The organism is Hymenobacter sp. BT18 (assembly GCF_012273015.1).
GTDB lineage: Bacteria > Bacteroidota > Bacteroidia > Cytophagales > Hymenobacteraceae > Hymenobacter > Hymenobacter lutimineralis.
Genome location: NZ_CP050954.1, coordinates 4,316,249 through 4,330,065, shown reverse-complemented (window position 1 = coordinate 4,330,065; position 13,817 = coordinate 4,316,249). Strand labels below are relative to the sequence as shown.

Sequence of the window (13,817 nt, the reverse complement as noted above, 5' to 3'; positions counted from 1 at the left end):
CCTCGCTACAGCAGCCCGAGCTTCAGCGTGACGCCCGCCGACATCCCGTTCAGCGCTTTCGACGACGTGTCCGGCAGGTTCAGGCCAGTCGTCATGCGGTACGAAGCCCCGGCGCCGAGAGCTACGTACTTGAGCAGGTTTACTTCCAGCTGCACCCCGGGCTCCACAATCAGAAACTCATCGGCCTGGTAGCGGTAGTAAGGTCCATTCAGGTCTCTTTCCTTGGTAGCAGCACCGGCGCCCAGCAGCACAGGAAACGTTAGGTGAATGGCTTTCCCAGCCGGAAACATGGGTTCCAAGTAGATGCCGCCGTAGGCTGCCACTAAGTAATCGGGGGAGGATGTGTCGATGGGGTCATCCCAACGGTTGGGAATGCGCCCATTGGTGAGGGCAGTGCCTCCCAGCCCCAGCGCGAAGGAGCGGTTGAAGCTGACCCCGATGCGGCCCGTAGCCGCCAGCGCATCCTGCCCATCCAGGCGGGCGTACTGCGCGGAGGCGGCCACGAAAAAGCCGCAGTGGGTTCCGGGCCGGAGCAGGGTTTGAAGAGGGGGCTGTTCTGCTTGCTGAGCAAAGACTGTGGTGCTGGCCAACAGGCCCAGGCTAGTAAGGAGCGTTTTCATAGGTATCTGAGAAGCTTGTATTGGTAAGAGCCATTACCAGCTGTTTACCCCTACGCCCCTACCTATTTTTTTTCTCTACCTCCCACTGCGCCTGTTTCCGGTTTGCACTGGAAACAGCAGCCAATGTCTTAACGCGCGCAGAGTAGCCCTCCGGCGTGCCTACTCAGTACACACGCTTGTATCTACTCCCGGATTAGCTCCAGCACTTGGGTTTGCTTACCCTGCTGCACGCGCACACGGCATACGCCCATTGCTAGATCTTTGACGGGCATTACGTCAGCGAGCTGGTGCCTACAGGTAGCGCCGCAGATTTAGACCTGCGCTTTCCTTATCGACAACTACCTCCGCCTACGCTTCGCGGGGCGTCCGCACAATATCCTGGTAGGAAGCGTGCCGGCTAATGCTGTTCATGACGGCGGAAATTTCAGCTGGTGGCACCGCCAGCTTGCGGGCGCGCAGGTCCAGCCAGGCCCCTTCCACCGTGACGGTAGCGGCTAGGCGCCCATCTTCCTTGTAAATGGCATGCACAATATTCCAGCGGGAGCCATCCTCATTCAGCCCCGATAGCTCCGCCGTCACGCGAATGGTTTCGCCCAGGCCTACCTCCTTCAGGAAGCGGGTGTCTTCGCGAAACAGAATGGGACCGATGCCCAGCTGGGCAAACCGGGCCATGGTGAAACCCTGCTCAGCCAGGAATTGCACGCGAGTATGCGCCGCATAATCGGTGTAGGCTGAGTGGCGCATGTGGATGTTAGGGTCGAGGTCGGCCCAGCGGACGGTATAGGTTTTAGCGTATTCCATTTTGGGGATTTAGGAGAGGAAGCCGGAAGGAGAAGGCGGATATACAGACTAATAATCCAACTCCTATCTTCTAACTTCTGACCGTGAGGCGCACCAAGTACTGCTGCTGCTCATCTTCGGCCAGGAATTCTACGTCGTACCCAGCGGCTTCGGCATAATCCTGCAGAATGCTGGCGTCGGCAAATAGCCAGGAGAAGGCGGCCCCGGTTTCCTGCTCGTAACTCATCGTGTATTCTATTTCCCCATAATAAGGTCCGTTCAGGTCGAATACCAAGGCACCTTCTTCGTCCTCGTAGAGGTAGGATATATCCGACGAGGTAGCCAGAATCTGACCACCGGGCGCCAGCAGGGTGTGGGCGTATTTCAGAAACCGCTCCAGCCCGTCGAGGGTGCCTACCAGTCCCAGGCCATTCATGAGCATGAGCAGCGTATCGTAGCCTCCGGCCTCGGCGGGCACCGCAAACAACTCGTGGCGGGCTACTTCCTGCACACCGCGCGCCTGCATCACATGCACCGCCCCCTCCGATACATCCACGGCTTTCACGGCAAACCCGCGCTGCTGCAGCTCCAGGGTGTGGCAGCCAGCCCCGGCGCCCAGGTCGAGCACGCGGCCGCGGCACTCCTCCAGCGCCAAGCGCTCCAACTCGGGCATCTCCCAGAGCGAGCGAAAAAAGTAGCTGGCCGGCAGCGGCTCGTCCTCGGCCACGTTGGAATGCACAGTAAGCGTAGCAGCAGAATCGGTACCCCGGTGGAAAGCCAGCAGCGCATGGCCCAGCGGATCGGGCGAAGAAACAGAGTGAGGCATGCGGCAAAGATAGGCAAGCCCCGGCAGGGGAGGCGCCTATTGACCATGCCACGGAGAGCTGGTATATTGGACCGGTGCCGTTTGGGGCTTGTATACTTACTTTATACGCCGATGCTACTTTCTACCTTGTTTTTTCTGCCCAGGCGCGTAGCCCCCACTATGGTGCTGGGTCTAGGGTCCTGGCTGGCCCAAGCCCAGCCTACCACGCTTTCGGGCGTGCCCTCTAATCAGGAGTACCTCAACCGGGTGCTACCCCACGTAAACAAGGGGGAGGAGGTGACAGGCTCCCCGCTGCTGCTCCCAACTTGGAGCCTGGGCACCGTGGAGCTGCGCAATGGCCAGCTAGTGCCCTTGCAGTGGCTCAAGCTAGATGTAAGCACCAGCCAGCTGCTGTGGCGCCGCCCGCAGGGCGACTCGCTGGCGGTGTTTATGACCCAAGTGCTCGGCTTTACGCTACGCGACTCGGCTACCCACCACACGCGTATGTTCCGCGTGTTCCCGACCATAGAAACCAACTTACCTGAGCAGCGGGCCTGGCTGTTTGAGGTACAGCAGACTGGCCCGCAGGTTCAGTTACTTACCCGTCATGCTCGCGTCCTGCAGCTGCAGCGGCCTTCTACGACCAACAGCATTTTGTCTAATAACCGCCCCTACCACCGCTGGCAGGAAACAGAAAACCGTTATCTGCTGCTTCACAACCGGCTGTACCCGCTTCCCGGCGCCCAGCGGCAGCTATTGGCTTTATTCCCAGCAGCTTGGCAACCCCAACTGCAAGGATATATTGCCCAACAACGCCTGACGCTGCGCCTACTGGCCGATATCAAGCGGCTGGTAGCCTTTGCCAATACGTTAAACCAGCCCTGAGGCCGCAGGCAACCTGCATCCTTTCGGTTGAGGTTGCGTTAAGAAAACCGGTTTAATTTCTACCCCAATGTCCAGCAACCTCGATTACCTTGACCCTGCCCTGCTCCCACTTGAAGATAAAGTGCAGGCGTATCTGAAAACTGAAAAGCTGCTGCGGCAAGCTGAAATTGCCCGCACCGCGCACGAGCACCAACCTGAAGCGGCGGCCGATGACTTCGACCAGCGGCCACCCATGGGCAGCTACGATCAGCAGGCCGAAGAAAACCAGCTTGAAACCAGCCAGCTGCAGGAAGACCTACAGGTGCTGCAGAACGAAATTCTGGCTATGCTGCCCGTGCGCGATGAGTGGGTGAAGGTGAACCTGGGCTACGGCCCTAGCCGCGTGGGTGCCTTCCGCAATGAGCGGTTTGGCAGTAGCCCCACCGAGCCAGAGTACCTGCTCCGGGTAGTGCAATAAAGCTGCTTGCTATTGCGGGTCAGGAAAACAAAAAAAGGCGACTCAATGAGCCGCCCCTTTTCCACAACCAAAACACCTAAAAACTATTCTTTCAAATCTGATTAAATCAATCATCATGCCATTGCGCTCCGAACCCGTTTCATTATTCGGATATTTTTCATGGTCTGAGGAATAAGTTGCGCTGAGGCTGCGCTATTCCCACGGGGAGCGTAACTTGCACGCCCTTTTTACATGATCTATATGCAGGACCCTAACCCCGAGTTTATGCGGGAAGCCATTCGGCTTTCCATTGAAAAGATGCAGGCTGGCCACGGCGGGCCCTTCGGCGCGGTAATCGTAAAGGACGGGCAGATTATTGCGCGCGGCTTCAACCAGGTTACGAGCACTAACGACCCCACCTGCCATGCCGAGGTAGACGCCATCCGCAAAGCCTGCGCCGTACTCGGCACCTTTCAGCTCGACGGCTGCGACCTGTATACCAGCTGCGAGCCGTGCCCGATGTGTCTGGGCGCCATCTATTGGGCCCGCCCCCGCCGCGTGTTTTACGGCAATACCAAGCAGGATGCCGCCGCCATCGGCTTCGACGACCAGTTCATCTACGAAGAGTTGGATAAACCCCTCGACCAGCGCCGCCTGCCCATGACCGAGTTTCTCCGCGAGGAGGCGCTGGCCGGGTTCCAGGCCTGGCAACAGCACGAAGGCAAAACGGAATACTAAACCACGGACGGAACCACGGAAGGAACCACGGATTTATCGGATTGCACGGATTTTGTAGTCGGCGCGGTCTTTAGCAATGCCCACTTTCAAAAACAAAAAAGCCTTGCAGTGTGCGAGGCTTTTTTGTTGGTCAATAATTAAAAAGCGTCAAGTGCGCCGACTACAAAATCCGTACAATCCGATAAATCCGCGCGAATCCGTGGTTTATCTTAATGGGCCTTTCATGCCCATCATGCGGGCCATTTGCTGCATACCGCCTTTGGTAGTGCTCATCTTGTTCATCGTACGCATCACCTTGCGCATGTCCTCAAACTGCTTCATCAGGTTGTTTACCTGCTGAATATCGGTGCCGGAGCCTTTAGCTAAGCGGCGGCGGCGGGAACCGTTCAGCAGCTCGGGCTGGGCGCGTTCCTGCTTGGTCATGCTCTTGATGATGGCCTCAATAGGCTTGAAGGCGTCGTCGTCGATGTCTACGTCCTTGATGGCCTTGCTCATGCCGGGAATCATGCCCACCAGGTCCTTCAGGTTGCCCATCTTCTTGATCTGCTCCAGCTGGGAGAGGAAGTCGTCGAAGTTGAACTGGTTTTTGCGGATCTTCTGGTTGATGCGCTTGGCTTCTTCCTCGTCGAACTGCTGCTGGGCCCGCTCTACCAGCGAAATGACGTCGCCCATGCCCAGGATGCGCTGGGCCATGCGGTCGGGGTAGAACATGTCCAGGGCTTCCATCTTCTCACCGGTGGAGATGAACTTGATGGGTTTCTCCACCACGGCCCGAATAGACAGAGCCGCACCACCGCGGGAGTCGCCGTCGAGCTTGGTGAGTACCACGCCGTCGAAGTTCAGCCGGTCGTTGAAGGTTTTGGCCGTGTTCACGGCGTCCTGGCCCGTCATGGAGTCCACCACGAACAAAGTTTCGCTCGGGTTGATGGCCTTTTTAACGGCCTCAATCTCGCGCATCATCTGCTCATCCACGGCCAGGCGGCCGGCGGTGTCGATGATGACTACCTTTTTGTTGTTTTTGCGGGCATACTCAATGGCGTGCTGCGAAATCTCCACCGGGTTCTTGTTTTCCGGCTCCGAGAATACCTCTACCCCAATCTGCTCGCCCAGGACTTTCAGCTGGTCGATAGCGGCCGGGCGGTACACGTCGCAGGCTACCAGCAGCACCGTGCGGTTCTGCTTTTTGATGAAGGAGGCCAGCTTACCGGCAAACGTGGTTTTGCCCGAGCCCTGCAGGCCCGAGAGCAGCACCACGGCCGGCTCGCCCTTGATAACGATGTCCTGCTTTTCGCCGCCCATGAGCTGGGTGAGCTCATCGTAGACGATTTTGGTGAGCAGCTGGCCCGGCGACACGCTAATGAGCACGTCGCGGCCCATGGCCTCTTCTTTGATTTTGTCGGTGACTTCCTTGGCCACCTTGTAGTTCACGTCGGCATCTACCAGCGCGCGGCGAATTTCCTTTACCGTGGTGGCTACGTTGATTTCGGTGATGCTGCCTTGGCCTTTCAGCGTTTTGAAGGCCTTATCGAGCTTGGTACTAAGGTTATCGAACATGGAGTCGCAGCGTTTGCGCTTTATTTAACGGGATATGCTGGGCAGAGGCTACCGGCCGCACTGCGCCCGGTTCTCAAGAATTCAGCCTCCAAAAGTAACCAGAAAACCCCGAAAGGTCACGGCTGTGTACCTTCGCTGCTTTCTTGCTACTCCCCTTCGTGCCCGTGCCTGCTGCCCGCTCCCTTCGTTTGCTCGTAATTACGTACTACTGGCCCCCTTCCGGCGGGGCCGGCGTGCAGCGCAGCCTTAAGTTTGTGAAGCACCTGCCCCAATTTGGCGTGGAGCCTACTGTCATTACCGTAGACCCCGCCCAGGCCGCGTATCCGGTTCTGGATGATTCGCTGGCGGCCGACATTCCGGCTGGGGTGCGCGTCATCCGAACGGGTACATTTGAGCCCTTCGACAGCTACAAAAAGCTGACGGGGCGCAAACAGGTACCCTACGGCGGCTTCGTGGGCGAAAGCAAGACCAGTCTCACCCAGCGCCTGTTCAAGTTCGTGCGCGGCAACGTGTTCATCCCCGATGCCCGTCGGGGCTGGAACCGCTATGTCCTGCAGGCCGTGGAACAGCTGCTGGCCGCGGGCGAGCAGTTCGATGCCGTGCTGACTTCCTCGCCCCCCCACTCTACCCAGCTCATTGGCCTGGAGCTGAAGCGGCGCTACGGGCTGCGCTGGCTGGCCGACATGCGCGACCCGTGGACGGACATCTATTATTATAAAGAGCTCAACCACCTGCCGCCGGCCCGCTGGCTGGATGCGCGCTACGAGCGGCAAGTACTGGAAGAGGCCGACGCCGTGCTGGTAACCAGCCCCAATACCAAGCGCCTGTTTCTGAGCAAGTCGCCGGGGCTGCGGGCCGAGAAGTTTCGGGTGCTGCCCAATGGCTACGATGAAGACGACTTCCAGCTGCCCAGCTCCCCACCCTCGGATGCGCTGCTGATTACGCACACGGGCACCATCTCCGAAACCTACCACATCGAGCAGCTGCTGGCGGCCTGCGCGGCGTGCAGCCGCCAGCACCCTCAGGTGCCCCTGCGGCTACGCTTCGTGGGGAAAGTGTCGCCCGGGCTGCAGCAGCAAGTAGCCGAAGCCGGCCTGCAGGAGCAAACCGAGTTTGTGCCCTTCGTGCCCCACGATGAGTCGGTGGGCTACCTGCTGCGCAGCACGGTGCTGCTGATGGCTATTCCGGATGTTGCCAACAACCTGGCAATTCTGCCGGGCAAAGTGTTTGAGTATCTGGCGGCCAAAAAGCCCATCCTGTGCGTGGGGCCGCTGGGCTCGGACGCGGACACGCTGCTGACGGAATGTGGAGCCGGCCGCGCCCTACCCTACGACGACTATGCGGGCATGCTGGCCCGGCTGGAGGAGCTGGCCACCCAGTGGCAGCAGCACACCAACCTGGACCTGCCGACGCAGCAGTACGCTAACTACTCGCGCCGCGCCCTCACCGCCCAGCTGGCCGCACTGCTCTCGGCCTAGCCCTTACTTAGCTTTTGCCAAACGCCGCGCAGCTTGCTTGGCACCAGGCTACTAGCCCGTGCCTTCAAATCCGTCCAGGAAGAATGCGCCAGTTGCTGCCCTTGCCACTGGCCAATAGCGGCGGCCAGGCGCTGGGCCAGGGTACGATACTGCTGACGTTGATAATGCCGCAGGTTGTTGGTTACGTGGTCGGAGCTGTGCACAAACTCCCGCACGTCGATGATAAAGCAGTTCGGGGCGGAATCCACAAATTCAGCTAATGCTTGGTTCATCACGGCATGACGCTGGGCGGCTCCGGCTTCTCCGGAGCCCGGCACTTCTACTTCGGCCCCGTTCAGAAAGAAAATGGGGATGTGCCCCGGTACCTGACCACGCAGCCAACGCAGGTTTTCGGTAAACTGCTCGGGGCTGCTTTGCCCCTTCCAGGTAAACTCCCGCTGAAACCAGCGCAGAAATGCCTCGTCCATGCCCAGAAACCGGCGCTGGGCGAACTTGGTAGCCTGGGTAGCTGGGTCGACTTGTTGTAGGTTTTGGTAGCCGCCAAAGGGCACCAGCCGGCCCGTGGCGTTTTCCCGGTAGAGCTCCTGGGTGTAGTCCATCAACGGGCTATACACCAACACGTCGTAGTCGGCAGCCCAGAGCTGGGTGCTGAATGCTTCCTGGCCCAGGAAAGGCAGCGCCGTGGCGAGGCGCTGCTGCTCCGTGGCGGGCCACTCCCGGCTAGCGCGCAGCAGGGCCGTATGCTCTAGATGGACGGGAATCTGATGCTCGTTGTTGTAGTTGAACTCCTCCCGCACTTCCAAGGAAAAGGCTTGCAGGAACGGCGTGAGCTGGCCTAGGTCGCACCCCCCTTTCAGCAAAACGCGCAGGCGGCTGCCGGACGTGGGCGCCGCGGGTACTACGGCCGGGCCGTCCTCTACGGTAATCCAATCGGGCCTGTCCTGCTGGTTCAGCACTGTGGCTACCTCGCCCCGTACGTCCAGCGCCGGGAAGCCCAGGTAAGCTAACGTGAACTGTTCGATGCCTAGGTGCAGAATGCGGCAGGAAAAAACGAACTGCTCCAGGCGGTTATTGACCACTCTCAGGCAGTACACGCCCACCAGGCCGTAGTCGCCAAACCGGTCCTGCACCCGCACGCTGCCCCACCGCCGGGCGGGGTCCCGCAGGCTGACTTGAAGCTCCTCGGCGGTTACGCGCTGCTTGGTGAAGTTGAGCTGGTTGGAGCGGTTGATGAGTTCTTCTATCCGGTCGAGGTCGGGCAGCACCTGCTCTCCTTCCGCAAATCGGATTCGCACCTCGGCGTCGCGCAGAAAGGCTAGGTTGTCGTTGTACTGGGTGCGAGCCTGCTGCTGCCGCTCCAGCAGCTTGTATTGCTCCAAGCGGGAAAACGTGGGGTCGGGCTTGCCGCTGGCCCGCAGCAAAGGAACCAGCATCGGCAGGTCGGCAGGGTCGGCCACCTGCAGCTCGGGGTTGTAGTACTGCGCCTCAGCGCGGTTTACGGGGTTATCGTCGAGGAAAAGGGCATTGGGCGCCCGCAGCTGCATTTGCTCCAGCAATTGCCGGATGATGGGGCCTTTGGGCTGCCAACTGATCTGCGGAAACACGAACAGGTCGCGGATGCCCAACTCCTGGAGTTTGGCCTCGGCGGGCGCAAAGTCGTTTTTGGAAACGATGGTGTGCACGATGCCCCGGGCGGCCGTGTCCCGAACGAGCTGAATATTGTCCTCAATGCCTTCCACGGCTCCTTCGGAGAGAGTGCCTCGCCAGAAGGTGTCATCCAAATCCCAGATAACGAGTTTGATGGGCTGGGGGAAAACGAAAGCAGAAGTGGAAATATCGGGCGTCATGCGGAGCGAAGTCGAAGCATCTTTACCGCTTCGTTGGAGTAAGGCTGCCACGAAGCGGCAGAGATGCTTCGGCTTCGCTCAGCATGACAGGAAGCGGGCTTTCTGTCCTTGGTACAAAACTACGCAAGCTCGCGGCGGAATGCCTACTTTTGCAACCCTTCCTCCCGCCAGCACGCTGCCTGGCCTTGTTTTCTAAGTATGTCCCTCGACCTCAATCATAAATCTATTCTGGTAACCGGCGGCACCGGCTCGTTCGGCAAACAGTTTGTGCAAACGGTATTCGAGAAGTATCCGCAGGTAAAGCGCCTGGTGGTGTACTCGCGCGACGAGCTCAAGCAGTTCGAAATGTCGCAGACTTTCCCAAACAGTAAGTACCCCGCCATCCGGTATTTCATTGGCGACGTGCGCGACCCGGAGCGGATGAAGCGTGCCTGCGAAGGCATCGATATTATCGTACACGCCGCCGCCCTCAAGCAAGTGCCCGCAGCCGAATACAACCCGATGGAATGCATCAAAACTAACATCTTCGGGGCCGAAAACGTGATAAACGCCGCCCTGGACTGCGGCGTGCAGGAAGTGGTGGCTTTGAGCACCGACAAGGCCGCCGCGCCCATCAACCTCTACGGCGCTACCAAGCTGTGCTCCGACAAGCTGTTTGTGGCCGCCAACAACATGAAAGGCTCCCGTAACCTGCGGTTTTCGGTGGTGCGCTACGGCAACGTTATTGGCTCCCGGGGGTCCGTAGTGCCCTTTTTCCTGCAGCGGCGGGCCTCCGGGGTGTTGCCCATCACCCACCCCGACATGACGCGCTTCAACATTTCCCTGGAAGAGGGCGTGGACCTGGTGCTGTATGCCCTGGAGCACGCCTGGGGCGGTGAAATCTTCGTCCCAAAGATTCCGAGCTACAAAATCACGGAGGTAGCCAAAGCCATTGGCCCCAACTGCCACCAGGAAATTGTGGGCATCCGGCCCGGTGAGAAGCTGCACGAGGAGATGATAACGGAAACGGATGCCCTGAGCACCGTGGAGTTGGATAAGTACTACGTTATCCTGCCCTTCACGCCGCGCTGGGACGTGGAGGAGTTTATTCAGCGCTTCAACGGCCGCCGCGTGGAGCCCGGCTTTCACTACGATTCCAGCAACAACACCGAATGGCTGACCGTGGATCAGATCCGCGAGGAAATCCGCCTGCACGTGGACCCCGATTTTGAGGCTTAGGCCTGATTTGTATCGTTTACTGCCGGCCGCCAAAAAGCCCCGCTACCGACTCAGCTGAGTTGGCAGCGGGGCTTTTTGGCGACCTTTTGCCATTGATAACATTCCCGTAATATTCCGGACACAGTGAAGTAATATCTAATGCCGCACTTTACGGCCAGATTATTATTTCATGAACAAATCATTACTCCTGGTCTTGTTGCTGCTCAGCAACGCGGCATTCTGCCAGGCGCCCGACTCCGCCAAATCAGTGCCTCCGCCGCCGAAACAGTGGTTTCAGGCGGTATCCATTCGGGGCTACGTACAGGTGCGCTACAACCGCCTGCTGGAAACCAACCCCGACCTGCAGTGCGAGCAGTGCGACCGGTCGTGGGGCCGCAACGGGGGCTTTTCGCTGCGGCGGATGCGCATCATCTTTTTCGGGCAGCTCCACGAGCGGGTCTACTTCTACCTCCAGCCCGACTTTGCCAGCACCGTCAGTGGCAGCTCTACGCTGAATACGGCCCTTCTGCGGGATGCCTACCTGGACCTGGGCCTCGATAAGGCCAACCGCTTCCGGGTACGCCTGGGCCAAAGCAAGATTCCCTACGGCTTCGAGAATATGCAGTCCAGCCAGAACCGCCTGCCCCTGGACCGCAGTGACGGAATCAACAGTGCGTTTTCCAACGAGCGGGATTTGGGCGCTTTCGTGTACTGGGCCCCCAAAGCCACGCGCCGGCTTTTCAGTCAGCTGGTAAAAGACGGGTTGAAGGGCTCGGGCGACTATGGCGTGGTGGGCGTGGGCGTTTTCAACGGGCAGACGGCCAACCGCCCCGAGCTCAACAACCAGCGCCACGTGGTCGCCCGGGCTTCTTACCCACTGCAGCTGGGCCGGCAGCTGGTAGAGCCGGGGCTGCAGGCTTACTCCGGGGAATACGTGGTAAACCGGGACCAGCTATCCAGCGGCGTGAAGCACCGCCCCGACCTGCGCTACCCCGACCAGCGCGTGGCTGGCACGCTGGTGCTGTATCCGCAGCCGTTCGGCTTCCAGGCCGAATACAACGTGGGCCGTGGCCCCGAGTTTAATTCCCGCACCGACAGCATCGAAACCCAGCGCCTGCACGGGGGCTACTTGCTGCTCAACTACCGCCTGCGCTACCAGCAGCAGCAGTTTTACCCCTTTCTGCGCGTGCAGTACTACGATGGGGGCAAGAAGCACGAGCGAGATGCCCGCAGCTACACCGTGCGCGAAGCCGAGCTGGGCGTGGAGTGGCAGCCCGTACCCAGCTTCGAGCTGGTGACGATGTACACGCTGTCGGCGCGCCGCTTTGAGGATCATCAGAAACCCGACAACCGCCAACGGGGCGGCCTGCTACGCCTCCAGGCCCAGCTCAACTTCTAGGCCGCCGAGGACCGGCCAATTATTGCCTGCCTGCGGGCCATCCGGCGCCGAAGCGTACATTTGGGGCTGTATGTCCGACTCTGCTTTTCAGCCTACCCGCCCCATCGCCTACGGCCGCCAGCACATCACCCCCGCCGACGTGCAGGCCGTGACGGAAACCCTGTACTCCGACTACCTGACCCAGGGCCCGAAGGTAGCCGAGTTTGAGGAACGCTTTGCCGCCTACGTAGGAGCCAGCTACGCCGTAGCGGTGGCCAACGGTACGGCGGCTTTGCACCTGTGCGCCCTAGCCCTAGGCGTGCAGCCGGGGCAGCGCGTCATTACCACGCCCATCACCTTCTCGGCCTCGGCCAACTGCGTGCGCTACTGCGGCGGCGAGGTCCATTTTGCCGACATCGACCCCGCAACCGCGCTGATTGACCTCAAAGCCGTGCGCCGGTTGCTAGAAAGTCATCCCCAAGGCTATTTCCACGGCCTGATTCCGGTGGACTTTGCGGGGCTGCCCGTGGATCTGGAAGAGGCCCGGAAACTTTGCACGGATTTTAACCTGTGGATGATAGAAGACAGCTGCCATGCCCCCGGCGGCTTCTTCACGGACTCCGAGGGCCAGGAGCAGTGGTGCGGCAACGGGCAGTTTGCCGATCTGGCCATTTTCAGCTTTCACCCCGTCAAGCACATTGCTACGGGAGAAGGTGGCATGATTACCACCAACCGCCGCGACCTGTACGAACACCTGTTGCGCCTGCGCACCCACGGCATCACCAAAGACCCCGCGCACATGAGCCGCAACGACGGGGGCTGGTACATGGAAATGCAAGAGCTGGGCTACAACTACCGTATGCCCGATATGCTCTGCGCCCTGGGCATCAGTCAGCTGGAGCGGGCCGCGGCGGGGCTGGCCCGACGGCGGCAACTGGCGGCGTACTATGATGCCGCCTTTGCCGCTACGCCGGGCGTCCGCCCGCTGGCGGGAGCCGCGGGCCATGCCTATCACCTATACGTGATTCAGGTTGCCGACCGCAAAGGGCTGTACGACTTCCTGCGTACCCGGCAGATCTATGCGCAGGTGCACTACATCCCGGTGCATACCATGCCCTACTACCAAAGCTTAGGCTGGCAGCCCGGCGACTTTCCCCGCGCGGAAGCCTACTACGCGCACTGCCTGAGCATTCCACTGTTCCCCAGCCTCACGGACGAAGAGCAGCAATACGTGGTGGCGTGCATCCGGGAGTTTGTGGGGCAATAGCCTCTCCCTCATAGCCTTCGATTAGCCTAATCCGGTTTACTGTGAGTAAAGTTGGTATAATTTCTCAGGCGCGGATGACGAGCACGCGCTTGCCCGGCAAGGTACTGCAGCTCATTGGTCAGCGACCAATGTTGGCTTATCATTTGACCCGTCTACACGAGAGCAATGAGACTGTTTATTTGGCTACTACTGAAAATCAAACGGATGATATACTGGTCGACTACGCAATAAGTCACAACATACCCTATATCCGTGGTTCCGAGTCAGATGTATTATCCCGTTACTATGCTTGTGCCCGGGCTTACGGGCTAGATATCATTGTGCGTGTTACCTCCGATTGTCCACTTATCGACGGTGAGCTTATTCAGGCTGGCATACAGGAGTATAAACAAGCTGCAGACCATCGGCTCTACCTTTCTAACGTCTTAACCAGAACATTCCCGCGAGGCCTGGACTTCGAGATTTTCTCAAGGGAATTGTTAGAGGAGGCTTTTCTACACGCAAAATTACCTGCTGATCGAGAGCATGTTACCCCTTATATACATCAGAACCGTAGCGGAAAAGTAAACTTCCGGCATGTGACCCACCCAGATGACCGCAGCCAATATCGGCTTACGGTGGATACAGCTGAAGACTTTCGCTTAATGAAAATCCTGATTGAGGAGTACGGGGCAGATAAGCTGGGAGTAAATAAGGTAATTTCGCTATTGGATAATCACCCAGAGTTAGTAGCTATCAATGCGCATATTGAGCAGAAAAAGCTGTAAGCCATTCTGGTTTTCTATGAAAGATATTTATGCTTCCTGAAATGGAGCAAACCAGGGGCTATAAC

Annotated in this window: 13 protein-coding genes; 8 read left to right on the top strand and 5 right to left on the bottom strand. The window is 59.1% G+C overall.

The features are described 5' to 3' along the window. Window positions 1-5: 5 nt before the first annotated feature. From HER32_RS18560 to HER32_RS18550, 3 genes are all read right to left on the bottom strand, one after another. Window positions 6-620, bottom strand: coding sequence for a hypothetical protein (locus tag HER32_RS18560; RefSeq protein ID WP_168682955.1), 615 nt, complete (start codon window positions 618-620; stop codon window positions 6-8). Between the two features lie 348 nt (window positions 621-968). Further along, window positions 969-1,421, bottom strand: coding sequence for an acyl-CoA thioesterase (locus HER32_RS18555; RefSeq protein ID WP_149070631.1), 453 nt, complete (start codon window positions 1,419-1,421; stop codon window positions 969-971). 70 nt (window positions 1,422-1,491) lie between these two features. Beyond that, window positions 1,492-2,226: a class I SAM-dependent methyltransferase gene (locus HER32_RS18550; protein WP_168682954.1), complete on the bottom strand. Its 735-nt coding sequence runs from the start codon at window positions 2,224-2,226 to the stop codon at window positions 1,492-1,494. Window positions 2,227-2,337: 111 nt separating this feature from the next. Here HER32_RS18550 and HER32_RS18545 point away from each other — a divergent pair, with 111 nt between their 5' ends. From HER32_RS18545 to HER32_RS18535, 3 genes are all read left to right on the top strand, one after another. Beyond that, a complete protein-coding gene (locus HER32_RS18545; protein ID WP_168682953.1) occupies window positions 2,338-3,090 on the top strand; it encodes a hypothetical protein in 753 nt (250 codons plus the stop codon). 67 nt (window positions 3,091-3,157) lie between these two features. Further along, complete coding sequence (locus tag HER32_RS18540; RefSeq protein WP_168682952.1) at window positions 3,158-3,547, top strand: hypothetical protein; 390 nt, start codon at window positions 3,158-3,160, stop codon at window positions 3,545-3,547. A gap of 240 nt (window positions 3,548-3,787) precedes the next feature. Next, a complete protein-coding gene (locus tag HER32_RS18535) occupies window positions 3,788-4,264 on the top strand; it encodes a nucleoside deaminase (RefSeq protein ID WP_168682951.1) in 477 nt (158 codons plus the stop codon). Window positions 4,265-4,468: 204 nt separating this feature from the next. Here HER32_RS18535 and ffh read toward each other — a convergent pair whose 3' ends face one another. Continuing rightward, window positions 4,469-5,818 (bottom strand): signal recognition particle protein, encoded by a 1,350-nt coding sequence (gene ffh / locus HER32_RS18530; protein ID WP_149070627.1) that lies wholly within the window; start codon window positions 5,816-5,818, stop codon window positions 4,469-4,471. 143 nt (window positions 5,819-5,961) lie between these two features. Here ffh and HER32_RS18525 point away from each other — a divergent pair, with 143 nt between their 5' ends. After that, window positions 5,962-7,296, top strand: coding sequence for a glycosyltransferase family 4 protein (locus tag HER32_RS18525; RefSeq protein ID WP_232066308.1), 1,335 nt, complete (start codon window positions 5,962-5,964; stop codon window positions 7,294-7,296). On the opposite strand, the gene HER32_RS18520 is transcribed toward HER32_RS18525, so the two are convergent. Beyond that, window positions 7,293-9,143 (bottom strand): hypothetical protein, encoded by a 1,851-nt coding sequence (locus HER32_RS18520; protein ID WP_168682950.1) that lies wholly within the window; start codon window positions 9,141-9,143, stop codon window positions 7,293-7,295. The two genes, HER32_RS18525 and HER32_RS18520, sit on opposite strands and share 4 nt — an antisense overlap. Window positions 9,144-9,341: 198 nt before the next feature. On the opposite strand from HER32_RS18520, the gene pseB reads away from it, so the two are divergent. The 4 genes from pseB (at window position 9,342) to HER32_RS18500 (ending at window position 13,752) form a co-directional block, all read left to right on the top strand. Next, complete coding sequence (gene pseB / locus HER32_RS18515) at window positions 9,342-10,361, top strand: UDP-N-acetylglucosamine 4,6-dehydratase (inverting) (protein WP_149070625.1); 1,020 nt, start codon at window positions 9,342-9,344, stop codon at window positions 10,359-10,361. A 169-nt stretch (window positions 10,362-10,530) separates the two neighbouring features. Further along, complete coding sequence (locus tag HER32_RS18510) at window positions 10,531-11,739, top strand: porin (protein ID WP_149070624.1); 1,209 nt, start codon at window positions 10,531-10,533, stop codon at window positions 11,737-11,739. A gap of 70 nt (window positions 11,740-11,809) precedes the next feature. Beyond that, complete coding sequence (gene pseC / locus HER32_RS18505; RefSeq protein WP_168682949.1) at window positions 11,810-12,985, top strand: UDP-4-amino-4,6-dideoxy-N-acetyl-beta-L-altrosamine transaminase; 1,176 nt, start codon at window positions 11,810-11,812, stop codon at window positions 12,983-12,985. Between the two features lie 41 nt (window positions 12,986-13,026). Continuing rightward, window positions 13,027-13,752, top strand: a complete 726-nt coding sequence (locus tag HER32_RS18500; protein WP_197748850.1) for a cytidylyltransferase domain-containing protein — start codon at window positions 13,027-13,029, stop codon at window positions 13,750-13,752. Window positions 13,753-13,817 lie beyond the last annotated feature (65 nt).

Bases quoted from the DNA above. Each gene is read 5' to 3' on its own strand.
- HER32_RS18560 (WP_168682955.1), bottom strand. From the start codon at position 620: ATGAAAACGCTCCTTACTAGCCTGGGCCTGTTGGCCAGCACCACAGTC.
- HER32_RS18555 (WP_149070631.1), bottom strand. From the start codon at position 1,421: ATGGAATACGCTAAAACCTATACCGTCCGCTGGGCCGACCTCGACCCT.
- HER32_RS18550 (WP_168682954.1), bottom strand. From the start codon at position 2,226: ATGCCTCACTCTGTTTCTTCGCCCGATCCGCTGGGCCATGCGCTGCTG.
- HER32_RS18545 (WP_168682953.1), top strand. From the start codon at position 2,338: ATGCTACTTTCTACCTTGTTTTTTCTGCCCAGGCGCGTAGCCCCCACT.
- HER32_RS18540 (WP_168682952.1), top strand. From the start codon at position 3,158: ATGTCCAGCAACCTCGATTACCTTGACCCTGCCCTGCTCCCACTTGAA.
- HER32_RS18535 (WP_168682951.1), top strand. From the start codon at position 3,788: ATGCAGGACCCTAACCCCGAGTTTATGCGGGAAGCCATTCGGCTTTCC.
- ffh (WP_149070627.1), bottom strand. From the start codon at position 5,818: ATGTTCGATAACCTTAGTACCAAGCTCGATAAGGCCTTCAAAACGCTG.
- HER32_RS18520 (WP_168682950.1), bottom strand. From the start codon at position 9,143: ATGACGCCCGATATTTCCACTTCTGCTTTCGTTTTCCCCCAGCCCATC.
- pseB (WP_149070625.1), top strand. From the start codon at position 9,342: ATGTCCCTCGACCTCAATCATAAATCTATTCTGGTAACCGGCGGCACC.
- HER32_RS18510 (WP_149070624.1), top strand. From the start codon at position 10,531: ATGAACAAATCATTACTCCTGGTCTTGTTGCTGCTCAGCAACGCGGCA.
- pseC (WP_168682949.1), top strand. From the start codon at position 11,810: ATGTCCGACTCTGCTTTTCAGCCTACCCGCCCCATCGCCTACGGCCGC.